This is a genomic window from Chryseobacterium hagamense, assembly GCF_007991455.1.
Taxonomy (GTDB): Bacteria; Bacteroidota; Bacteroidia; order Flavobacteriales; family Weeksellaceae; genus Chryseobacterium; species Chryseobacterium hagamense.
Map to the genome: position 1 here is coordinate 170,202 of NZ_BJYJ01000001.1, position 23,435 is coordinate 193,636.

Genomic DNA, 23,435 nt, shown 5'->3' on the forward strand with positions numbered 1-23,435 from the left:
TGCAGACAATAAGTACGTAGGTATTTCTGTTAATGGGTTATCTGAAATAAGAGCTTATGAAAAAAACAATATTCATCCTGTCCGTCTTATCGGCACCTTTCTTTTTCTCCCAGAAAAAAGCAACTCCTAAAGCTGAAACAAAAAAGGAGAATATCGATACCGGTACCAAAGCGGCTTTGCAGTTAAGCAAAGAGGAGCTTGCCCTGTATAACGGTAATTTCCTGAAATTCATCAGTGCGCTGAAAGCTTCCGACCGGAAAGGAATGGATGCACTGCTGTCGGAAAAAGCAAGAAAAATGGTTACGGAAGCAGTCTATCAGAAGCTGGCTGTTGATATTGATACCAGTAAAACCTTTGCCATTACTAAAAGCGGCTACAAGCCTTTTATTGATGGAAGCAGCTATCCGATGATCCAGTACAAATATGCGGATGACCAATCGGCTGAACCGGCGAAGATCATCACGGCCGTATTCGAAAAAGACGGAAAAATAATGGGGATCAAGCCGTATAAGGTTACGAAATAAAATAATTTAAACTAAAAAATAAAACTATGATGACAAATGTTTTAGTGGCGCATGCCAATGATGTGGATAAAGCAGCGTTTTACAGGAAGACCTACATCCATGTGGCCCTGTCGATCCTTGCTTTTATCGGGGTAGAAAGTGTCATGCTTAAAATGGTTCCGGACCAATTGATTTTTGCCATGTTTGCCCAACGGTACATCTGGCTGCTGATTATCGGGGTATTCTGGCTGGCCTCGGTGCTGGCCACCAAATGGTCGCTTTCGCAAAGCCGGTCTACGCAGTATTTCGGACTTGGGTTTTATATCATCCTGGAAGCAGTGATATTCCTTCCGCTGATCAAGATTGCTACGCTCTATGCAGGACCGAACGTTATCTTCCAGGCGGCCATGCTTACTATAGCGATGTTTGCCGGGATTTCCCTGGTTGCATTTACTTCCAAAAGGGATTTTTCTTTTTTAAGAAATGTAATCATTATCGGCGGATTTATCTCTTTGGGACTGATTGCAGGCGGAATGCTTTTCGGATTCAATTTAGGACTCTGGTTTTCCGTGGGAATGGTGATCCTGGCTTCTGCAACGATTCTGTATCAGACCAGCATCCTGAAGAATGCATACAGCACGAATCAATATGTAGGAGCATCTTTACAGCTGTTTGCCTCCATCATGCTGTTGTTCTGGTATATCCTGAGTATCCTGATGAGCAGAAGAAGCTAATCGACATAAGAAATTTGATTAACCAAAAAATCCTGATGTCTGGGCATCGGGATTTTTATTTTTGGTCGGTTGAACGCAAATGGCACTAATAAAATCACAAGCGTCACAATTTTATATTTGTGTTTATTCGTGAAGAAATTATTGAAATTAGTGTTTAAAATTTCTGTGAGTCTAAACACAAATGGCACTCATAAGATCACAAGCGTCACAATTTTATATTTGTGTTCATTCGTGAAGAAATTGGTGAAATTAGTGTTTAAAATTTCTGTGAGTCTAAACACAAATGGCACTAATAAAATCACAGGCGCCACAATCTTATATTTGTGTTCATCTGTGAAAAATATTTGTGAAATTAGTGTTTGAAACTATTTGTCGATCGAACCTAAAACCTTCTGGGCAAAAGAATTCAAAGCATCCTTTTCACTCATTCCGCTCTGTACGCTGGCATGAACTTCCAGGGCGCCGCAGATATTGGTAATAAGCTCTCCGGCAACATTCAGATCTTCTTCGGTAGTTCCTCTGAATTCCGTGAAGCTTTCAAGTACTTCAAGGGTCTTCTCTAAATTTGCAGGCGTCTGGTTCTGGTAGAACTGTCTGATAATCGGTAATTTCATAATTACAACTCGTTAAATAAATTGATTAAACTTTCCGCCTGGTTAGACTGTACCTGGTTTACCAGTTCACCGTTTCTGAAAATGGCAAACGTCGGAAGATTATCCACTTTAGCCAGTTTTCTGCTTTCCGGCAGTTTTTCCGCATCTACATACAGGAAAGGAATGCTGTCGTTTTCAGAAGCTAATTTTTTAAATTTAGGCTTCATAATCCTGCAGTTCCCGCACCATGTCGCTCCATATTGAACAACCACTTTTTCATTTTCGCTTACGATATTCTGAAGCGTATCTTCTGTTAATTCGGTATACATTGTTTATTTTTTTATAAAAAATAAACAATGTAACAATCTGAAAATTAATCAATCTAACAATTCAAAAAACTGCTCTTAAAAATTGTTACACTGTTAGATTGTTACATTGTTATATTAAAAATTTTTAATTTTTAGCTAAATACTCAGCAGTAGAAGTACGGTCTGCTTTCATCGCATCCTTTCCTTCTTCCCAGTTGGCAGGGCAAACTTCACCGTGCTTCTGAACGTGCGTATAAGCATCGATCAGTCTCATATATTCTTTTACGTTTCTGCCAAGCGGCATATCGTTTACCGATTCGTGGAAAATTTTTCCGGTCTCGTCGATCAGGTAAGTTGCTCTGTAAGTTACGTTTGATCCGGTGAAAACTTCTTCCCCTTCTTCGTTATATTCGAAATCCTGGTCTACAATCCCAAGCATGTTGGCCAGTTGTCTGTGGGTATCCGCCAGAATAGGATAAGTTACGCCTTCGATACCACCGTTGTCTTTGGAAACGTTCAGCCATGCGAAGTGTACCTCGTTGGTATCACAAGAAGCACCGATTACTTTTGTGTTTCTTTTTTCGAACTCAGGCAGAGCTTCCTGGAATGCGTGAAGTTCCGTCGGGCATACGAAAGTAAAATCTTTCGGGTACCAGAACAAAAGTACTTTCTGCTGGTTGGCAGTAGCTTCTTCTAAGATGTTGATTCTAAGATCATCCCCCATTTCAGACATGGCGTCTACGGTTACATTTGGGAATTTTTTTCCTACTAGAGACATAATTTCTTGGTTTTTTATATTTAAATTTTCTGATGCAAAGATAAACATACTGCATCTATCGTACAAAAGCACTCTGATTAATATAATCTATAATTAATTTTGATAGCATGAGAAGGAAAAAAGTCCTGACATCAATGATTTTTAAGTATTATTTTAATTGGAATCCGATAAGGTGTGAATTTATTAAATTTGATAAAAATCAATAAAACCCATGAAAAAAATATTTTTGTTGTTGAATTTCCTGCCGGCTTTTTGTCTTGCATAGTATATCACCTGCATTTATCAGCTTAAGCATAAAGCCAATCCGGATAAGCCGGAGCTGGTTACAGAAAATTATTATTTGGATATTTTAGGAGCGGAATCGTCTTTTCGTTCGGAGCGTGAGCGTGCTTCCGATTCTCTGATTTATAGAACGGGTTTAGGACTGGGGAGGTCACCGGTCTTTAATTCCTCAAGTGTATATTCTGAAAAATCTGGAAACCAGGGAGATTCAGAAAATCATTTTTACCAACTTTTTTAACGACAAATATTCCATTTTAATTGATGAAAAATTAGATTGGAAAATTCTTCCGGACAAAAAGAAAATTGCGGATCTGGACTGTCAGATGGCAACGGTAAATTATGGAGGCCAAAACTGGACGGCATGGTTTACCCAAAGTCTTCCGGTACCTGAAAGCCCTTATGTTTTTAACGGGCTGCCGGGACTTATCGTAAATATTTCGGATAGCCAGTCGGATTACAGCTTCAGTCTGATTAAAACAAAAGAATTTAAAAAAGACAATTTATTTGCTGTCAGAAAGGTACAGGTTATCAGTTGGAAAGACTTTCAGAAAATTAAAACGGATTATTATTCTGATCCTTTTGCAGAAATTAAAGCAAGGAATATGAAAGTACAGTCCGGAGACGAAAAAGGGAATCCGGTTCCTAAGGATCTTAATAAATTAACAAAACAACTGAAAAAACAGATCAGAGAAAATAATAACCCAATTGAACTGAACCATAAAGTAAATTATGAATGAAATTCCGGAATTTTATAATTTTGCTATTGGCTATTGGCTATTGGCTATTGGCTATTGGCTATTGGCTATTGATCTGATTCTTTAATTCTTCAATAAATTTTTCATGAGCCTGATTCTGCTGTACTAATTTTTTGAATTCCTCAAGAAAATTTTCAGGAAGATGGGTGATAATGGAGTCCGGGTGATGACCGGCCTGCCCGTTAGCGCTATTTGTATAATTTCCCTCCAGAAAATATTCAAAATCCTTATTAAAGAACCGGCATATTTTACTCATCAGCAGGAAATCGATTTTTTTCGAAGTTCCGCTTTCTATATTATGTAAGGTCCCTTGAGAGATTCCTAATTCAAAAGCAAGCTCGGCCTGGGAAATGGGCCGTTTTTCCCTTAAGGTTTTAATTTTAATTCCAATATTCATGTTTTTTAGATTTAATGAGTTTTCTGATCAAAATAATTAATTCCCTAGTTGACAAATATGAAAACAATTTTCAATTTTGTCACTACCAATTGATCCGGAAAAATGGTAGTATAAGAAAAATTAATTTTTAAACCATTAAATTATGAAAAATTTTAAAAAACTTTCGAGAAGAGAATTATTAAATATTACAGGAAGTTTTGTTGCACCAGGCAGTGACCTGTCTGCTGCTAATGATTGCCATGTCCATTATAAAAGAAATCCCGATGGCAGTTTGGGGGCTATCGTAAGTTCCGGATCCGGACCCTGTCATCCGGTGTCTGGTACCATCTGCAGGACTTTTTCTTCAGGAACCGACGGAAATTGTTACTAATTATCTTAGAATGGTATGAGGCCTCATACCATTCTTATTAAATTATCTAAAATGAAAAATTTATTCAAACTTTTTCTGTTGGTGTTTTTACTGATTGGCGCCCGGAATTATGCTCAGCATTACAAAGCGATCTATAAGATGATCTATAAAGCGGATTCTCTGGATAACAGAACTTTAACAAAAAATATGGTTTTAGAGATCCGTCAGGAGCAGACGAGTTTTTGTTCATATGATTTTTACAAGGAAGATTCTATTTATCAGGAAAAAATGAAATTAGGGAAGGAAGTCTATCAGCCCATGTTTGATTCTGATTTTTCCATTGTCAGCAATCATGATAAATTAACGGTTAGTAAATTTTTTAATTTTCCACCAAATAGTACAATTTACAGGCTGGATGAAAATGAAAAGAAATTCAGTTGGGAAATATTGAAAGAAACGAAAAAAATTAATCATTATATATGTCAGAAAGCTCAGCTAAAGTACAAAGGAAGAAAATGGACTGCCTGGTTTACCAAAGAAATACCTTTAAATTTCGGTCCGTATATTTTTGAAGGGTTACCGGGCCCCATCCTGTATATGGAAGATTCCAGAAAAAATTATACATTTGAATTGCTGTCTTTAAAAAATACAGATCCGGCAGATCATAGTTTATTTAATAATCTGAATGCAATTCCCATTTCCGGAAAAGAATACCAGAAGATTTGTCTAGACCGTTACCATGATCCTTATAAAGAAATGCGTAATGACGGAGCCTTTATAGAGAGCTCTTCCGGTGAGTTGAAGAAGCCGAATATCAATGAAATGACACGGACAAAGCAAAAATTTATAAAAAGTCATAACAATCCGATAGAACTTTCAGAAGCGGTAAAATATCCTTAAATTGAAGTTGCAGTTGCAATATTTAATCAGTATTATTTAACGCATGGAAAATTTATGACAAAATATGTGCTTTATTGTTTTAAGTTATTTTTCGGAACATCGATGCTCAAAATAAAGTGTTTACGTATGATTTGTATTACAAACCCAATCCTTTAAAGGACAATATTGTTTCAGAAAAAACCGTTTTGGATGTTAAAGATCAGGTATCAATTTTCAGAACTGAAGAAGAAAAACAATCGGATTCACTTATCGCGCTCACGGGCTTGGGGTTAGGTAGGAAAATGAGATTAGACGATCAATTTTATGTTACCAAGAACTTAATTGAAAATATTACTTATAAGAGTATTCAAAGTGTTTATCGAGATATCTATTCAGTAAAAATTACAGAAAAACTTGACTGGGAAATTTTGCCTGATAAAAGTAAAATGGCGAATTTCAATGTTCAAAAAGCAGAGGTTAATTATGGAGGTAGAAATTGGATAGCCTGGTTCACTAATGAAATTCCCATTCAGGATGGACCTTATATCTTCATGGGACTACCTGGTTTGATCGTTAAAATCTCAGACGATAAGAATGATTATAGTTTTAGTTTAACTGAAATAAAAAACGGAGGTGAAAAGATATATTATAGAAATAAGGGTTCTGAATTAACCTGGGAACAATTTCAGAAATTAGCAATCAATTATTATTCAGATCCTTTCGCACGTATGAAATCCATGGGAGTTCCCGTAAAAAAAGATGACGGAGCAGGCAATGCAGCTTCTGTACCTATGAAACAAGAAACTGATAGATTAAAAAAAGTAATCAGAGACAATAACAATCCGATAGAACTTAATCACAGAGTCGAGTACAAATAAAAAACCTGCTGTGCGGCAGGTCTGTGTATTATTTATTCTGTATAAGCTTCTCCAGCATTTCAATCGTTCCATTCTTCTCTTTGAGGATGCGCTCGTATAAAGCCGCTTTCTCTTCATTAAGCCTTTTGATTTCCTCTAAAGTTTCCAGCCATTTTTCAAAAGGATTGATATGAATCGTCGGGTAATAGTTATATCCATTGGATTGATCATTAAAAGTATTCGAAATAATCTGAACCGCCTGCTCCTCATCGAAATTGCGAAAAGCCTCTGTAGGAATCTTTAACGCTTCTGAAATTTGTTGCAACAGAGAGTCTTCAATGACATCCTTCTGTTCCAGCAGCGATACTTTTTTCTGGTTCCAGTCTTCACCCAGGTCGAAAGCCAAAGCTTCCTGCTTGATGCCCAGCATCTCCCTGAATCTTTTTACGTTGCGCCCCTGATGTACTTTTTGTTCCATGACCGGTGTTTTTTTATTAGTTAGTAAAGGGTAAATTTAGAAAATATTAGGGGATTGGGCAAGGGAGAAGTTTGCTGTGCAATTTAGCATTTGCCAAAGTCAGAATCTTTGCCAAAGTTTTTAAAATAGAAAACCTGCTGTAGGGCAGGTCAATTCCAAAATTAAGAAGAGACTGCCTTCAGGACAGTCTCTTGTATTTAATAACCGAATATCTCAGTGAGGTTCAGTTTTTTCATTTCACCAAGTTTCTGCATATCGGCTTCGCTTACTTTGTCCTGCGATGCCACGAGGCAGTAGGTGTAGCTTTTGCCTTTCATTTCCTTATCGTGGAAGCTGTTGATATCGGCAAAGGTCAGCTCCGGAGCCTGTTCATAGACATTTTTACGGATGTCTGAATTGTTTCCGAGCTTCTGTGCTTTCAGGTAGGTAAAGATGATGCCGTCCTGAGTAATCCTTTCCGCCGCAATGGTCTTTCTGAGACCGCTTTTCGCCGTTTCAAACAGCTGGTCGGACTTTGGAAGGGTCGTTAAGAGTTCGTTCATCGCCGTAGTCGATTCATTGAACTTATCGGCCTGTGTTCCGACATACGCCATGATCATGTCTTTGTCTTCTTTCTTGCCAGGAAGCGAGAAATAGGAATAAGTGGAGTAAGCCAGCGCTTTGGATTCCCTGATGGTCTGGAAAACCACGGAGCCCATTCCGCCGCCGAAATAATTGTTGAACAGGTTAACAGTCGGGGTAATGCTCACATTGTAAGGATCGCTGTTGCGTACCCAGAAAATTTCTGCCTGCACCATATCGTAATGCGCAAACAGCACTTTGTTTTTATCGGTAGCCACCTGCGTGAACGTTTTGGATTTCGGCATTTCCTTCAGGGTATTCGGAACCTGATGGATCTTCGTAAGGGAAGAAGCGACCTCTTCAGCCGATTTCGGCCCGTAGTGAAGGATCTTATGTTTAAAATTAAACAGATCATGCAGCATATTCACCAGGTCTTCGGCTTTTAAAGCATCCAGTTCCGCGTCGCTCAGGGTATTGTTGAAAGGATTCTGGGAACCGTATTGGGCATAGCTTCTCAACCCGCTCATGATGGCACTTTTATTCTGCTTGGCATTGGCCCTGGATTTTTTCAGTCTTATTTTGTAAGCATCCAATGCTTTCTGATCGGCCACACAGTTTTTGATGAGTTCTTCAAACAAGGCGGTGGTTTTATTGAAATTTTCATTCAGTCCTTCCACCGTTACGTAGGTTTCTTCGTTTCCGGCACTTACATTAAAGCTTGAGGCCAGTTTATAGAATTCTTTGCTGATGTCTTCCGAAGATTTGTTTTTCGTGCCCAGGTATTGCAGGTATTCTGCAGCGATCGGAAGGATTTTGTTGTTCCATTTTCCGGCATCAAAATAATAGTACAGCCTGAACAGGTCGTTATCGGTATTTTTCACCGAAAGTACTTCTACGGATTTCACATTGCTCTTTGCAATGTCCTTATCGAAATTCAGCCATACCGGCGCGATCGGGGATTCCGGCATCTCATCGATCTTCTTCAGGAACGGGGACTGGTCTTCCCGGTTTACGGAAACCGGTGTGATCGTCGGTTTATCTACTTTAACGATGTTTTTATCTTCCCCTTTTCTTTTGTAAACGGCTATGTAATTGTTGTCTTTAAGATACCGGGATGCGAAATCCATGATGTCTTTTTTCGTCAGCTTGGAAATCTCTCCGATGTATTCCAGCTGGGTCCTGTGATCCACTTCCGAAGTAAACTCATCCATCAGCGATTCCGCCCTCGACGTATATTTTTCGTATTTCTGGATCATGTTTTTCTTCTCGTTGTTCACGATCGACTGCATCAGGTCCTGGGAAAATTCGCCCTTTCTGAGTTTATCGATTTCCTGAAGCAGGAGGTTTTTCACTTCATCCAGCGACTGTCCTTCCGTAGGATTACCCTGCACTAAAAGGGCTGAATAATCTTTCAGGACATAAGGATAGGCATAGGCACTTAACAGCTTCTGCTTTTTCACGAGATCCAGATCAATGAGACCGGCCTGTCCGTTGGTCAGCATACTGCCGATGAAATTCAGCATCCGGGCATCTTTGGTGGTCGCTCCCGGAAAACGGAATCCGATCATGATGTTTTCCGGATTCGGGCCCCAGACTTCTCTGGTGATGGGTGCCGCAATCGCACTTTCCTGCCCCGGATTGTAAACCGGAACCGGCTTGTTTTTCATATAGGAAAAAGCACGGTCGATCTTGGCAATCATTTCATCCGGATTAAAATCCCCCGACATAATGATCCCCATATTGTTGGGAACATAATAGCTGTTGTAATAATCACGGATCGCCTTTAAAGAAGGATTTTTAAGATGCTCAATCGTTCCGATGGTCGTCTGTTTTCCGTAATTGTTGTTCGGGAACATGGCGGCAAACATGGCTTCATTGACTTTTCTTCCGTCACTGTCCAGGCCTCTGTTCTTTTCTTCATACACTGCTTCGAGTTCCGTGTGGAAAAGCCTTAAGACCGGTTGTCTGAAACGTTCGGCCTGAAGTGCCAGAAATTTATCCGTCACATTGGCCGGGATGTCTTCCGTGTAGACGGTCTGTTCGTATGAGGTAAAAGCATTGGTCCCGTCGGCGCCCATGCCCGCCATCATTTTGTCGTATTCGTTGGCAATGGCATACTTGGCGGCTTCGCCGGAAACTTTATCAATTTCTTTATAAATTTCTTTTCTTTTGGCTTCGTCCTTTGTTGTATTGTATTTTTCGTAAAGGGCATCGATCTGATCCAGCAGCGGCTTCTCCTTCGCCCAGTCTTTGGAACCGAAAGCGTCGGTGCCTTTGAAGAGCATGTGCTCCAGGTAGTGGGCCAGGCCGGTGTGGTCTGAAGGATCCGTCTTGCTTCCCGCTTTGGTCGCAATATAGGTCTGGATTCGCGGATCTTTCTTAGTCGGGCTTAAAATAACGGTCAGTCCGTTTTTTAAAGTGTAATATCTCGCTGCCGTCGGGTCATTTGTTACATATTTATACGTATAGCCGTTTGACTGTGCTTCTTTCCACTGGAAATCCTGTCCGTAAGCATATCCGCAGAAGCTGGCAGCTGCAATACTGGTAACAAGGGTTATTTTTTTTAAGATGTTCATTTTAAATAGGAAATTAAAATTTAAAATTCAAGGTTTACCGTATTACGGTATTTTTACTTGTTCAATTTAATTAAAAGGATCCAGAAGATTTTTAATTCTTCTCATCGCTTCTTTTAAATCCTCTTCCGAAGCGGCATACGAAAACCGGATACATTCCGGGCTACCGAACGAGACACCGCCTACACACCCTACATGCGCATGTTCCAGAATGAACATCGCAAAATCGTCGGAATTTTTTATTTCCGTACCATTAAGTGTTTTGCCGATATAGTGGGAAATATCAGGGAAGAAGTAAAAGGCTGCTTTGGGCAGGACCACCTTGAAACCGGGAATTTCTGTCATCAGGTCATACACAAGATCCCGTCTTTTCTTAAAAGCATCGATCATGTATTTATATTCCGAAGGATCGGCCTGTAAAGCCGTGATGGAAGCCCGCTGCGCCACGGTATTGGCACCGCTGGTCATCTGGCCCTGGATTTTTTCGCAGGCTTTGGCCAGCCATTCCGGGCATGCGGAATAACCGATCCTCCAGCCGGTCATGGCAAAAGCCTTGGACATCCCGTTGATCACCGCAGTCTGTTCGTAGACTTCAGGAAACCGGGCAATGGAAGTAGTTTTCGTTTCATAATTGATGAACTCGTAAATTTCATCGGAAATAACGGTCACATGAGGATATTTGGCAATAACTCCCGCTAAAGATTTCAGTTCATCGTAGGTGTAATATCCGCCGGACGGATTACATGGTGAACTGAAGAGGACCGCTTTGGTCTTATCGGTAATGGCTTCTTCCAGCTGTTCGGCCGTAATTTTAAAATCCGTGACATAGGAAGTCGGCAGCATAACGGATACACCGCCCATCATCTTTACCATTTCGTCATAGCTTACCCAGTACGGATTCGGCAGGATGACTTCATCACCGTCGTTCAGCAGGGCAGCCAGGACATTGATGATCGCCTGCTTGGCGCCGTTGGAAACACAGATTTGTGCCGGCGTATATTCTAAATAATTATCTCTTTTTAGTTTGTGCGCAATGGCCTGACGGAGTTCCAGGAACCCCGGAACAGGAGAATAATGGCTGTAGTTCTCGTTAATGGCATCGAAAGCGGCCTGTTTAATATTGTCCGGGACATCAAAGTCGGGTTCGCCCAGGGTCAGGCTGATGACATCTATTCCGCTGGCTTTCATTTCTCTTGCCTTATTGGACATCACGAAAGTCTGTGAGTAACCGAGTCTGTTTACTCTTTCTGAAAGTTTCTCCATGTACTTGTTTCTAGGGTAACAAATATATAATAAAAAGTATTTCTCGAAAAATAAAATAAAACGACTTTGATGATAAGCCTTTGATAAAGTTTATCACTATATTTGTAGTTATTCAATCGGATGATCAATAAAAAATAAATAAAATGTACAAACTCCTGTTGCTGTTTATGATGTCGATGGCATCCGCCCAAAGCTACCGATTCGTTTATGAATATAAAATGAAGCCGGATGCTGCTAAAAAAGATTCTGTAATTACCGATTATATGAATCTGGATACCGACGGTAAAAAATCCTATTTTTATAATTCGGTGAAGTATCAGCGGGATTCCACCTATGCGGTAACGGGGGATTTCAAAGATCTTTTTCAGGCTAAATCCTATGACCAGAATTTAAGCTACATCATCGAAAAGGATTACGCGAAAAAGAAAATCAGTTTTTACGATAACTTCAAGACCGTCAATATCCTGATTCCTGAAACCGAAAGCCCGCAATGGAAAATCGAAAAAGAATTTGCGAAGATCAATGACATGAACTGCCAGAAAGCAACGGCAGATTATAAGGGGCGGACCTGGGAAGCCTGGTTCAGCAAAGAGTATCCGTTGAACGACGGCCCTTATAAATTCAGTGGACTTCCGGGATTGATTATCACGCTTAAAGACACTGGAACTGACCATGTTTTTAATTTAATTCAGATTAAAAAAATCAACGCCTTACCGGTTATTTTACCGAAATCCCCGAAGCAGATTACCTTTGCCGAATATAAAAAAGCTATGGCCAATTATTCTTTTACCAATGAAGATATCGAAGGAATGGATGTCAGCAAGCAGGACAGCCGGGTTTCCATCCGCCTGAAAGACGGATATGTGGCCCGATTCGGAGCCGATGAAATGAAAAAAGTGCAGAAGCTCGACGAAGAAATTACCAGGCGGTTGAAACGAACCGACAATTTCATTGAGAGAAAGTGATTTGGATGGGCTGGAAGATGGAAGATGGATGCCTGAAGTTTTTCTGGTAAACAAAATCAGCTCTTCCGGTTTATCAATTCAATGAAGTGTTTTTGATATAGGTAAACATCATCAATACTTTAATAATTTTGAAGATTGTCTCCGGGCCATCTTTTATTTTTTGAATAAAGCGGGTAAAAAAACTTATTTTTGCGTTTTATAATATTTCAGATGTCTACAACGTTACTATTAAAATACTTTCCGGATCTTACAGAAACACAGATCGACCAGTTCAGCAAACTGGAAAACCTGTACCAGGAATGGAACGAGAAAATCAACGTGATTTCCAGGAAGGATATGGAATCGCTTTATGAAAAGCATATTCTGCACTCTTTAGGGGTTGCGAAAGTAATGGCTTTTGCTCCAGAAACAAAAGTACTGGATATCGGTACTGGCGGCGGATTTCCGGGCATTCCCCTGGCCATCCTGTTTCCTGAAGCTGAATTTACGCTGATCGATTCCATCGGGAAGAAGATTACGGTGGTAAATGCCGTAGCCGAAGGGGTAGGGTTAAAAAATGTAAAAGCTATCCACGGAAGAGCGGAGAAATTGAAGGAGAAATTCCATTTCGTAGTGAGCCGTGCCGTTACCCAGATGCCGGAGTTCCTCAGATGGCTGAAAGGTAAATTTGAAAAGGAACAGTTCAACCCGAAGCACAATGGTATCCTGTATCTGAAAGGCGGGGACCTGGCGGAAGAGCTGGCCGGACTGAAATGCGAAATTTTCAGCCTTAAGAATTATTTTGACGAAGAATTTTATGATACTAAAAAAGTAGTATATCTGTCTAAAGGAAATTTTAATTCTTAAAGAACATTGGCTGACGGACTGATCGTAAAGCAAAAAAATTATCAGACCATGATTTAAGATTAAAAAAAGCCAGGATCGCAGCTATCTGAAAATTTTTGGGCTCTTAATCATTTAAAGTCATACCTTTAAGCAAGGTTCTCTTTTATATTACTGAGGAATAATTTTTGTTAAATTTTTAATATTAATCAAAATTTTTAGCGATGAAAAAGTATTTTCCTATTGGTTTTCCGGCATTGGTTTTAGGATTACTTCTGACTTCCTGCAATAATAACGACGATTATAATACCATTGAATCCACGGACCGGATAAAAATTGACAGCGTAAGAATAGTTAATGATACGATGGATGTCTTTTCGGTGCAGAGTATTAAGACCTATTCTACTTATGCATCTCACTGTGAAGGATTTTACGGGTATGATTATGTTCAGAGTGATAATTTAACAAGAACGGTAACCGCTTATAAATACGTAACGGATGGACCGTGTACCCAGAGTGCCTATACCTCGGCCAACCAGATCAATTTCAGTCCGCAGCAGAAAGGTACCTATACTTTTAAATTCTGGAACGGAGGCAACAGCTGGATCACTAAAACCATAGTAGTTGAATAAATAAATGAAAGGAATTTTTGTAGCTTGTTTTCTGATTTCCCATGTGGTATCTGCCCAGAAAATTTATTGGGAAGAAGGAAGAAAACTGAACTGGAGCAATTTTAAAAGCCGGGTCAACAACCAGAGAGGAGCCAATGTCGTCGCTTATACGAACTGCGGCTGGTCATATTCGTACGTAAAATCTTCCAATCCGAAGGCACCGGTAAAAATAAAAATCGAAACCATCTTTAACGAAGACAAATCCTGGAAAGACGATAAGCGGATCAACGATTATGTACTGCTTCATGAGCAGAAGCATTTTGATGTTGCCGAAGTTTTTGCCCGCAAGCTGCGAAAAGAAGTTTCGGAAAAAATAAAAACAGGAGCGGATTTCGATAAATACTTTAAATCTGTTTACAGCAGGATCCTGAAAGAATACCAGGATTTCCAGCGTGCCTATGACGGTGAAACAAAAAACGGAATGGTGGAAGATAAACAGTCGGAATATAACCGTGTAATTGCTGAAGAATTGGAAAATTATAAAAGCTTTAGAACGTCTTGAAATTCCTGAACAAAGTTATTGATGAACTCCTGCAACAGAACGCAGATTTATCTGAGTTTAATATCGTGCTTCCCGGGAAACGTCCGGTTGTCTTCATCAGGCGGATCCTGGAAGACCGCAACTATTCGGGTTTTCTCCCGACCTTTTTTACCATTGAGGAACTGATTGACAGGATTGCCGGCCAGCAGGAAATCCAGGGGATTGCACTCTGGCTTTTTGCTTTTGATGTCTACAAAGGCCTGAATCTGATCCCGAATGACGATTTTGCCGAATTCCTGAAGTGGTTTCCGACTCTGCAGAAAGATTGGGACGACATGCTGAAGTTTTCCGACAGCGATACGGCGGTCCTGCAATATATGTTCGATGAAGAACGGATCAAGGAATGGGCACAGGACTTAGGGGAAGATGACGATACTCCCAGAAAGAAATTCCTGAATTTCTGGAAGAATATGAATGTCTTCCTTCCGGTTTTAAAGAAAAAGCTGCAGGAAAAAGAGTGGGCGACTTCCGGGATGATTAACGAAGCGGCAAAAGCAAACATCAGTGATTTCGCTAAAAATACAAAGCAGCAATATGTGTTCTGCGGCTTCAATGCCTTTACTCCCGCTGAGGAAAAACTGGTCAGGAGCATGTTGCAGTGGAACAAAGCCCAATGCTTCTTTCAGGCAGACCGCTATTATTTCGACGATGAAAGGCAGGAGGCCGGAAAGTTTTTACGGAATCATAAGACCTGGAAAGAATTTGACGACAACCGGGCTTTCCGGTGGATTGAAGATGATTTCAGCCAGCCTAAAAATATAAAAGTTTACGAAGTTTCAGGAAATATTACCCAGACCAAAATTCTTCCGGAAATCTTTGAAGCGATTGAAGATAAAACCTATTCGAATACCGCTGTCGTGCTGCTGGATGAAAATCTTCTTCCCGCAAGCCTGGATGTCATGCATGGCGTCCGGAACCTGAATATTACTATGGGTTTTCCCTTGAAAAACCTCTCGTTCTCCAATGCCGTCAAGCAGCTTTTTTATCTCCAGAAGCAATTGGAGAAAAACAGGTCATCCTATTATTACCGTGATATTTTCCCGATCCTGGAGGAACTGCCGAAATCTGCTGAAGATGAATTGGTGATCAATAATTTTAAAGCCAAGATAGAAGAACGGAATATTGTATACATCTCAAAAAAATTGCTCCAGGAGCTTTTGGGAGACCTTTCGTATTACAATTTACTGATCAGGGCAGAATCTGCCAATCGGTATCTGGATGTCCTTATTGAATTTTGCCGCAAGATCAAATGGCTGGAAATTGATGATATCCAGTACGAAAACGTTTCGCATTTTGAAAACGCTTTCAGGATTATCAAGAACCAGCTGGCCCCGTACCAATTTGAAATCAGGATGGAAACGCTGGAAATCCTGATCAATCAGCATATCAATTCCGAAAGCATCGACTTTCAGGGGGAGCCGCTGCGCGGGCTGCAGATTATGGGACTGCTGGAAACCCGTCTGCTGAATTTTGAAAATGTGATCCTGCTTTCCGTGAACGAAGGGAAGCTTCCGCTTGGAAATTCGCAGAATACTTATATTCCATTTGACATCCGGAGGGTTTTCGATCTTCATACTTTTCTGGAAAACGACAGCATTTATGCCTATCATTTTTACCGCTTGATCCAGGATGCAAAAAATGTCCATCTGTTGTTTAATGCATTAAGCTCAGGCGTGAATACCGGAGAGAAAAGCCGCTTCATTACCCAGATCGAAATGGAAAGTTCCCATCCGATCGAGCATGTTATTATTGAAAATTCTTCAGAGCCGATCGTAACCCAGCCAATTGAAATTTCCAAGACGGATGTCGTGATGCAAAGGCTTGAGAAATGGAAAGAGAAAGTTTCCGCTTCACACCTGACCAGTTACCTGTATAACCCTATTGATTTTTACCTTTCCAAGATTCTGAATACTTCAGAAAGCGATGAGATCGAAGAAGAACTCTCCGTGAAAAATTATGGAAACCTGGTCCATTATACGCTTCAAGAGGTGTATGAAGTGTTGAAGGGTAAAGTTTTAAAAGAAAGCGATTTAAAAGATTCAGTTAAAGCTATTGATCAGTATATTGAAACTGCCATCGAAAAGCTTAAGCACCAGCCGGAATTTTATGAGAAGGGAATGAATTTCATCCACAAAGCCATTGCTAAAAAGGTAATCGAAAATATCCTGACCTATGACCTTGAGCTGATAAAAGACGGCAATACCTTAGAAATTCTAGATATTGAAAAACGCTTCGAAGGAGTCGATTTTTACCTGGAAGACCATAATAAAATTTCCTTTTTCGGATTTATCGACCGGATTGACCGCCTGAATGGTACCCTTAGGATTATCGATTATAAAACGGCAAAAATCAAGAACCTGACGGTGAAAATTGACGAATCCAATGTTGAAGAATACTTCCACAACAGTGACCGGAAGCAGGCCCTTCAGCTTTGCATTTACCAGTATGTGGTCCAGAACCTTCCCGAATTCTGGGGAATGCCGGTTGAGACGGGAATCTGGAGTTTTGCCGAAGCCAAAAAAGGGGTGGTCTCCCTGCAGTTTGAAAAAGGGGATATCGATGATGCCATGAAATCGGTGAAAAGCCTGATCGAAGAAATCCTGAATCCGGATATTAATTTTGTGGAGGAAATCAAAGCTTACAGCAATAATTAAATCCTATCAAACCTCATAGGTTTTCCATAGAATAAACATAAGAAAAGAGCTTGATTTCAAGCTCTTTTCTTATGTTTTAAAATCTATTGTTTAAAAGGCATTGATTCCCGTGATATCCAGGCCGGTGATCAGCAAATGGACGTCATGCGTTCCTTCATAAGTAATCACGGATTCCAGGTTGGCAGCGTGTCTCATCATCGGGAATTCACCCATAATGCCCATTCCGCCCAGGATCTGGCGCGACTCGCGCGCGATATCGATCGCCATTTTTACATTGTTCCTTTTGGCCATGGAGATCTGTGCGGGTGTTGCCTTATGTTCATTTTTAAGGTTTCCCAACTGTAGGCAGAGCAATTGTGCCTTTGTGATTTCCGTTAAAAATTCGGCCAGCTTTTTCTGTTGAAGCTGGTAAGAACCAATGGGCTTCCCAAACTGGTTTCTTTCCTTGGAATATTGAACTGCAGTGCAATAACAATCGATGGCTGCACCGATGACACCCCATGAAATTCCGTAACGGGCAGAATTTAAGCAGGACAGCGGTCCCTTCAGGCCGGTGACGCCGGGAAGCAGATTCTCTTTGGGAACTTTTACGTTATTAAAAACCAGTTCTCCCGTTTTGGAAGCCCGTAAGCTCCATTTATTGTGGGTCTCCGGCGTAGTGAAACCTTCCATTCCTCTTTCCACGATCAGTCCCTGAACTTTCCCTTCCTCATTTTTAGCCCAGACTACGGCAATGTGACAGAGCGGGGAGTTGGTGATCCACATTTTGGCGCCGTTCAGCAGGTAATGGTCGCCCATATCTTTGAAACTGGTTTCCATTGAGCTCGGATCAGAACCGTGATTGGGCTCGGTCAGCCCGAAAGAACCGATCATGTCTCCGGATGCCAGCTGAGGCAGGTATTTTTTCTTCTGTTCTTCGGAACCGAATTCATTGATCGGGAACATCACAAGGGAACTCTGTACGGAAGCAGCAGAGCGGACGGCAGAGTCACCTCTTTCGAGCTCCTGCATGATCAGTCCGTAGGAAATCTGGTCCAGCCCGGAACCTCCGTATTCTTCAGGAATATAAGGTCCCAGTGCGCCGATCTGACCTAACTCCTTCATCAGATTGGGAATGTCGGTATGGTTTTGGGCAGCCTGGTCGATCTGCGGCATCACGAAACCCTCCACCCAGTCTCTTACGGACTGCCGGATGAGCTTATGTTCTTCGGTAAGTAAAGCATCGATCCCATAATAATCGGGGATGCTGGTAAGGGAATAATATGACATTCTATTTTAATTTTCCTAAAAATAAGACTTTTCATTATTACAGGGAAATTTATTTTCAAATGTCTTTTACCGGCTGATTATTAAAAACTTACGCCGGATGTTGAAACGGAAGCCCCTAAAAATCAGTCTTCCTCTTCGTTGGAAATCGGGTAATGGTTGGCAGGATTGTAGATTCTGTTTTTAAACTTATACAGATACGGTGCTTTATTGGCAGAACCGTCGTACAGCTTTTCCAGCCGTTCCAGAATATTCAGGCTTAAGATCTTGCGTTGGAAATTGTTTCTCCGGAACTGTTCATTCAGGATGGTTTCATACAGCAGCTGAAGGTCTTTCATAGTAAACTTCTCAGGAAGCAGATTGCTGGCGGCTACTTCGGTATTGATGTTCATCCTCAGGTATTCCAGACCCGTTTCGATAATCCGGTCATGATCGAAAGCCATTTTGGGAAGCTTGTCTACCTCAAACCACTCGCAGCTTTCGTTAAAAGCATCCGGGAATGTGTTGGCCATCGAAAAATCGATCAGGCTGCAGTAGCCCACCGTAATGAACCGTTGGAAGATCCAGTGGTCCTTCGGTACTTCAACGCCCTTGTTTTTAAGAAGGATCTGGTGCACGTTGTTTTCCGTACGGTCGATTCTTCCGAAAGTGTGGAACTGTTTCAGGAAGATGTCTTTCAGGTGGGTCCGTTCGTATAAAACGCGGGCAGCCGCTTCGCGGAGGTCTTCATCGTTGAAGACAAAACCGCCGGGCAGCGACCAAAGGTCGAGGTCGTGGTATTTCAGCAGCAGGACTTTCAGGATGTTGTTATGAAAACCAAATATGGTGCAGTCTACAGATACGTGTGCTACAAAATCTTTTGTATCAATGAGTTCCTGAAGGGTTTCCTTGTTTTTTTCGTTATTGATTTTCATGGAAGTAAAAATAAAATTTTTTTCTAATTTTTCTGATCTGCAAATCTAAAATAAATTAAGCTAATAATAAAGAGTACGGACACAGCACACAAAATATAGAACGGATAAAAATTAAGCATCCGGTTTTCAAACAGTACCGCCATCGTCATCGAACTTACCGAACTTCCCAGAGAGGAGAAAATAACGATCAGCGAAGTAAGAAGATTGGCTTTTAATTTATCGATGCGGACAATCATTTTTGAATTGATTACCGGATAAAGCGGTGAAAGGAAAAGCCCGATCACAGGAAATAAAAAAAGCAGAATCCGGGAGTCTTCCGCATCGGCAAACTGGATTCCGATGATGATCGCCAGCACCAGCAGAATTAATGAAATACACAGGATATAATATTTCGATAGGGAAAACCTCTGAATGATATTGGCCGTAATTATTCTTCCGACATAGGAAAACAAAGCCATGAAGGAGGAAGCCTGAAGGGCAAAGAAAGAGTTGACTTTCAGGTGGTTTTTATAAAACGACGGCAGCCAGGAATTGAAGCTCTGTTCGACAAATAGAATAGAAAAAATAACGGCTAAGAAGATAATCAGCATCGGGTTGATTAAATTGGAGACTTCTTTAAAAACATTGTTCTGGTCCGATTTCTCAGGTTCTGAAATCTTCAGTCTGGAAAATAAGAATATCGCAATTCCCGACAGGACCGAGATCGATAAAAACCCGAATTTCCAGAATTCCGAAAACCGGCTGGAAATGAGCCAGCCGAAACCGGTATTGACTACAAAAATACCGATCATGAAAGAAGCTTCCACACTGTTCATGGTTTTCGCCAGCGACTTTTCATCCGGAATATTATTTCTGATGATTCCGAAGACACAGATTTTCCCGACTGCAAAACAGGCCCCGATAACGGCAAACCATAACTTATAAAACCAGAAAACTTCCACAAACGGTAAGATAAGTGAACAGATCCCAACAATTGTTAATGCCAGAATCAATGAATTTTTTGTTCCGGTTCTGCTGATAAAGTTCACCGCAAAAAGTGAAATAAAAGCAACGGGAAGATCTTTGAAAGACTCTAAAAAACCCAGTTTATCATAGGTGATTTTTGCTTCCGAAAGCTGAAGGATTACAATGCCCATGCAGTTTAGCACCATGGAGAAAATAAGGAAGGTAAGTTTAAGCGGAAGGGAAAATTCGGAGAGCTTGGTCGTCATTTTGGGGAAACTTTTTATCGGTTTTTTTTAAATATCCAGGGTTTGGAGGATAAAATTTAGGCCCTGAAACCCCCAAAAATACTGGAAATATTAAAATAGTTATTAATAAAATGTTAATTATTTAAAAAAAAATATATTTTTATTGTCTCAATTTGAGAATTAAAAAACTAACTGTATATGAATGTAAGAATATCTAGGAGTTTGGGGATGGTGGCAGTGCTGTATTTTACGGCCAGTTTCAATGCCCAGAACACAAAGAACGACACCCTTCCGAAAGAGCAGAAAATTGAGGAAGTGGTGATGATCGGTTACGGTACCCAGAAGAAGAGTAACGTCACGGGAGCCATCTCCAGCATCAAGGCAAGCGACATTGAAAATGCTCCGGTAGCGGGCAGACCGGAACAGGTATTGCAGGGAAGGGCAGCCGGTGTAAGTGTGATCTCGAATTCCGGACAACCGGGCTCAGCACCCACTGTACGGGTAAGAGGTATTACCAGTTTCGGAGCGGGAAGCAATGATCCGCTTTGGGTTGTAGACGGTATTGTCGTAGATAATATCGGATGGCTGAACCAGTCTGATATTGAAGGGATGGAAATCTTAAAAGACGGTGCGTCAGCCGCAATCTATGGAGTTTCCGCAGCAAAAGGTGTCGTTCTTATCACAACGAAAAAGGGAGCAAGAGGAAGAATGAATCTTTCTTACAATGGCTTTTTCGGAGTTGGAAGTGCCGCCAGAAAGCTTGATCTTCTGAATGCTACTCAATATGCCACCATCATGAACGAAGCTAATATAAATGATGGAAAAGCTCCTGTATTTTCTAACCCTGCTTCACTGGGAACAGGAACGGACTGGCAGAAACAGATTTTCAACAGCGCACAGCGGCAGTCTCATGAGATTAGCATCAGTGGGGGAAGCGATAAATCCACATTTTATACATCATTTGGATACTACGATCAGCAAGGAATTGTTTTAAGAGATATTTCTAATTATAAGAGAATCAACGGAAGATTCAATTCCACCCATAAAGTTTTTGATTTCCTGACAGTGGGTCAAACATTTGCCTATACGCACGTTAAGGCACAGGGAATTGATGATAACAATGAATTCGGAGGACCGCTGAGTTCAGCCATTAATCTTGATCCCATCACCTCTGTACTTGCTACGGACCTCAGTTTACCTGTCTACACGAATAATGCTAATATTGTAAGGGATCAATACGGAAATCCTTATGGAATTTCCAGTTATGTGAGTAAAGAGATGACTAACCCTCTAGCATTCCAGGAAACACAGCGTGGGAGATACAGATGGTCAGATGATATTGTAGCCAATGTTTTCGCCGATGTAAAAATCAATAAGCATATCAACTTTAAGTCAAGTGTTAATGGAAAACTTGCCTATTGGGGCAATCAGGCTTTTACTCCCATAGCTTATCTAAGTACTGCAAATAATAATCTCACCAACAGTCTTTACCGTGAGATGCAGAAAAAATTTGAATGGAACACTGAAAATACGATTACTTACCAGAATAAATTCGGAGCGCACAATTTAAGCATTTTATTAGGTCAGGGGTATTACGAGTATAATATTTCTTATGGGCAGGGAGCCACTTATAAAAATCTTCCGGTAAATAATTGGGAGGATGCATCTTTTAACTTTGATGTCGCTGAATCAGATAAAACTTCGAACGCATGGGACGGGAAACAGACTCATAAAGCATCTTATTTCGCCAGAGTAGTCTATGATTATAATAATCGATACCTCTTTACAGGGACCCTGCGAAGAGATGGTTCATCAAAATTTGGAAGAAACAATCATTGGGGTAATTTCCCGGCAATGTCATTGGGATGGAATATTTCCAATGAAAACTTCTGGCCCGAAAACAATGTTGTCAATAGCTTCAAACTGAGAGGTGGGTACGGAGTACTTGGTAATGATGCAATTGATGATTTTGCCTACGCAAGTTTTCTTGTTCCAGGCAGCAACTACACTTCAGGAGATAATATCATCAGGGTAGGATATGCACCAAGTACATTGGAAAATCCCGATTTAAAATGGGAAAGGACATCGCAGATCAATATTGCTGCCGACCTTAAACTTTTCAGAAATTTTGATCTGAGTGTCGACCTCTATCGAAAAAAGAGTACGGATATTCTGAGAAGAGTTGAACTTCCGGGATATTTAGGATTAAGCCAAAATCCTTTTAGAAATATCGGCGATATGAATAATGATGGAATTGAAGTAAGTTTGGGATACAAAAAAAGCTGGGGAGATTTCGGTATCTCTGCCAATGGAAATTTTGCTTATCTGAAAAATGAAATCTTAAGACTTGAAGGCGATAAAGAATTTGTAAATTTTGCGTCATATCAGACCCTAGGGCAGGTTTCAAGATTACAGGTAGGCCAATCCTATGGTTCTTTCTATGGTTACCAGAATCTGGGGGTTTTCCAGAATCAAGCTGAAATAGATGCTTATAGGAACGCTTCCGGAGGACTGATTCAGGCTAATGCGAAACCAGGAGATTATAAAAGACTGGATGCAAACGGAGATGGTAAGATTGATGACAATGATTTTGTGAATCTCGGAAATTCTGTACCGAAATATACATTTGGTTTTACGGTCAATATGAATTATAAAAACTTTGATTTAATGGTTTTTGCCCAGGGACAAGCCGGTAATAAAATTTTCCAGGGACTGAGAAGGCTTGATATTCAGGAGGCTAATTACCAGACCGCCATTCTGAACCGTTGGACAGGTGAAGGAACATCCAATACCATTGCGAGGATAACCAAAGATGATCCGAATCAGAATTATACCAAGATGTCGGATTATTACCTTCAGAAAGGAGATTATCTCCGCCTGAAATTAATTCAGATAGGGTATACGCTTTCTCAAGATGCTGCAAAAACCATAGGTGCTTCTAAAATAAGATTTTATGTTACGGGAGAGAATCTGGTAACTTTTACAAAATATACGGGATATGATCCTGAAATTGCAGGAGGAGATACTTTCGGGATAGACAGAGCTTATTATCCACAGGCCAGAACCTTCCTTTTCGGTGCTAATGTTCAATTTTAATTAAAG

22 protein-coding genes are annotated in these 23,435 nt (G+C 40.6%); 12 read left to right on the plus strand and 10 right to left on the minus strand.

What is annotated here, in order from left to right:
* The first annotated feature begins 56 nt into the window (after nt 1–56).
* On the plus strand, nt 57–524 hold the full coding sequence (locus CHA01nite_RS00680) for a peptidylprolyl isomerase (RefSeq protein WP_146939297.1): 468 nt from the start codon (nt 57–59) through the stop codon (nt 522–524).
* A gap of 26 nt (nt 525–550) precedes the next feature.
* The gene (locus CHA01nite_RS00685) at nt 551–1,237 is read left to right on the plus strand and encodes a Bax inhibitor-1/YccA family protein (protein ID WP_146939298.1); all 687 of its coding nucleotides are present in this window, start codon (nt 551–553) and stop codon (nt 1,235–1,237) included.
* Between the two features lie 365 nt (nt 1,238–1,602).
* On the opposite strand, the gene CHA01nite_RS00690 is transcribed toward CHA01nite_RS00685, so the two are convergent.
* From CHA01nite_RS00690 to CHA01nite_RS00700, 3 genes are all read right to left on the minus strand, one after another.
* Nucleotides 1,603–1,851 carry a DUF6952 family protein gene (locus CHA01nite_RS00690; protein ID WP_146939299.1) on the minus strand — a complete coding sequence of 83 codons (249 nt, stop codon included), beginning with the start codon at nt 1,849–1,851 and terminating at the stop codon, nt 1,603–1,605.
* Between the two features lie 2 nt (nt 1,852–1,853).
* Nucleotides 1,854–2,159: a thioredoxin family protein gene (locus CHA01nite_RS00695; RefSeq protein WP_146939300.1), complete on the minus strand. Its 306-nt coding sequence runs from the start codon at nt 2,157–2,159 to the stop codon at nt 1,854–1,856.
* A 124-nt stretch (nt 2,160–2,283) separates the two neighbouring features.
* On the minus strand, nt 2,284–2,916 hold the full coding sequence (locus CHA01nite_RS00700) for a peroxiredoxin (RefSeq protein ID WP_146939301.1): 633 nt from the start codon (nt 2,914–2,916) through the stop codon (nt 2,284–2,286).
* 455 nt (nt 2,917–3,371) lie between these two features.
* Here CHA01nite_RS00700 and CHA01nite_RS00705 point away from each other — a divergent pair, with 455 nt between their 5' ends.
* The gene (locus CHA01nite_RS00705) at nt 3,372–3,935 is read left to right on the plus strand and encodes a GLPGLI family protein (RefSeq protein ID WP_228458305.1); all 564 of its coding nucleotides are present in this window, start codon (nt 3,372–3,374) and stop codon (nt 3,933–3,935) included.
* 58 nt (nt 3,936–3,993) lie between these two features.
* Here CHA01nite_RS00705 and CHA01nite_RS00710 read toward each other — a convergent pair whose 3' ends face one another.
* Complete coding sequence (locus CHA01nite_RS00710) at nt 3,994–4,350, minus strand: helix-turn-helix domain-containing protein (RefSeq protein ID WP_146939303.1); 357 nt, start codon at nt 4,348–4,350, stop codon at nt 3,994–3,996.
* 142 nt (nt 4,351–4,492) lie between these two features.
* Here CHA01nite_RS00710 and CHA01nite_RS00715 point away from each other — a divergent pair, with 142 nt between their 5' ends.
* The 3 genes from CHA01nite_RS00715 (at nt 4,493) to CHA01nite_RS00725 (ending at nt 6,456) form a co-directional block, all read left to right on the plus strand.
* Nucleotides 4,493–4,720 (plus strand): bacteriocin-like protein, encoded by a 228-nt coding sequence (locus CHA01nite_RS00715; protein ID WP_146939304.1) that lies wholly within the window; start codon nt 4,493–4,495, stop codon nt 4,718–4,720.
* Nucleotides 4,721–4,771: 51 nt separating this feature from the next.
* Nucleotides 4,772–5,599 carry a GLPGLI family protein gene (locus tag CHA01nite_RS00720; protein WP_170234660.1) on the plus strand — a complete coding sequence of 276 codons (828 nt, stop codon included), beginning with the start codon at nt 4,772–4,774 and terminating at the stop codon, nt 5,597–5,599.
* 116 nt (nt 5,600–5,715) lie between these two features.
* Entirely contained in the window at nt 5,716–6,456 is a 741-nt protein-coding gene (locus CHA01nite_RS00725) for a GLPGLI family protein (protein WP_170234661.1), read from the plus strand.
* A gap of 28 nt (nt 6,457–6,484) precedes the next feature.
* Here CHA01nite_RS00725 and CHA01nite_RS00730 read toward each other — a convergent pair whose 3' ends face one another.
* The 3 genes from CHA01nite_RS00730 to CHA01nite_RS00740 all read right to left on the minus strand — a co-directional run bounded on the left by CHA01nite_RS00730 (nt 6,485) and on the right by CHA01nite_RS00740 (nt 11,310).
* Nucleotides 6,485–6,913, minus strand: a complete 429-nt coding sequence (locus CHA01nite_RS00730; protein ID WP_146939307.1) for a helix-turn-helix domain-containing protein — start codon at nt 6,911–6,913, stop codon at nt 6,485–6,487.
* A gap of 197 nt (nt 6,914–7,110) precedes the next feature.
* Nucleotides 7,111–10,050, minus strand: a complete 2,940-nt coding sequence (locus CHA01nite_RS00735; protein ID WP_146939308.1) for a M16 family metallopeptidase — start codon at nt 10,048–10,050, stop codon at nt 7,111–7,113.
* A 66-nt stretch (nt 10,051–10,116) separates the two neighbouring features.
* Nucleotides 10,117–11,310, minus strand: coding sequence for a pyridoxal phosphate-dependent aminotransferase (locus tag CHA01nite_RS00740; protein ID WP_146939309.1), 1,194 nt, complete (start codon nt 11,308–11,310; stop codon nt 10,117–10,119).
* 143 nt (nt 11,311–11,453) lie between these two features.
* Here CHA01nite_RS00740 and CHA01nite_RS00745 point away from each other — a divergent pair, with 143 nt between their 5' ends.
* The 5 genes from CHA01nite_RS00745 (at nt 11,454) to CHA01nite_RS00765 (ending at nt 16,963) form a co-directional block, all read left to right on the plus strand.
* Nucleotides 11,454–12,275, plus strand: coding sequence for a GLPGLI family protein (locus CHA01nite_RS00745; RefSeq protein ID WP_146939310.1), 822 nt, complete (start codon nt 11,454–11,456; stop codon nt 12,273–12,275).
* Nucleotides 12,276–12,485: 210 nt separating this feature from the next.
* Complete coding sequence (gene rsmG, locus CHA01nite_RS00750; protein WP_146939311.1) at nt 12,486–13,121, plus strand: 16S rRNA (guanine(527)-N(7))-methyltransferase RsmG; 636 nt, start codon at nt 12,486–12,488, stop codon at nt 13,119–13,121.
* 200 nt (nt 13,122–13,321) lie between these two features.
* On the plus strand, nt 13,322–13,729 hold the full coding sequence (locus tag CHA01nite_RS00755) for a hypothetical protein (protein WP_146939312.1): 408 nt from the start codon (nt 13,322–13,324) through the stop codon (nt 13,727–13,729).
* 4 nt (nt 13,730–13,733) lie between these two features.
* A complete protein-coding gene (locus CHA01nite_RS21105; RefSeq protein WP_228458306.1) occupies nt 13,734–14,270 on the plus strand; it encodes a DUF922 domain-containing protein in 537 nt (178 codons plus the stop codon).
* Nucleotides 14,267–16,963 carry a PD-(D/E)XK nuclease family protein gene (locus CHA01nite_RS00765; protein WP_146939313.1) on the plus strand — a complete coding sequence of 899 codons (2,697 nt, stop codon included), beginning with the start codon at nt 14,267–14,269 and terminating at the stop codon, nt 16,961–16,963. Before CHA01nite_RS21105 ends, CHA01nite_RS00765 begins: the two co-directional genes overlap by 4 nt.
* Nucleotides 16,964–17,053: 90 nt before the next feature.
* On the opposite strand, the gene CHA01nite_RS00770 is transcribed toward CHA01nite_RS00765, so the two are convergent.
* The 3 genes from CHA01nite_RS00770 to CHA01nite_RS00780 form a co-directional block, all read right to left on the minus strand.
* The gene (locus tag CHA01nite_RS00770; protein ID WP_146939314.1) at nt 17,054–18,232 is read right to left on the minus strand and encodes an acyl-CoA dehydrogenase family protein; all 1,179 of its coding nucleotides are present in this window, start codon (nt 18,230–18,232) and stop codon (nt 17,054–17,056) included.
* 122 nt (nt 18,233–18,354) lie between these two features.
* Nucleotides 18,355–19,143, minus strand: a complete 789-nt coding sequence (locus tag CHA01nite_RS00775) for an NUDIX hydrolase (RefSeq protein ID WP_146939315.1) — start codon at nt 19,141–19,143, stop codon at nt 18,355–18,357.
* Nucleotides 19,144–19,166: 23 nt separating this feature from the next.
* Nucleotides 19,167–20,354: an MFS transporter gene (locus CHA01nite_RS00780; RefSeq protein ID WP_228458307.1), complete on the minus strand. Its 1,188-nt coding sequence runs from the start codon at nt 20,352–20,354 to the stop codon at nt 19,167–19,169.
* 177 nt (nt 20,355–20,531) lie between these two features.
* On the opposite strand from CHA01nite_RS00780, the gene CHA01nite_RS00785 reads away from it, so the two are divergent.
* Nucleotides 20,532–23,429, plus strand: a complete 2,898-nt coding sequence (locus tag CHA01nite_RS00785; RefSeq protein ID WP_146939316.1) for a SusC/RagA family TonB-linked outer membrane protein — start codon at nt 20,532–20,534, stop codon at nt 23,427–23,429.
* Nucleotides 23,430–23,435 lie beyond the last annotated feature (6 nt).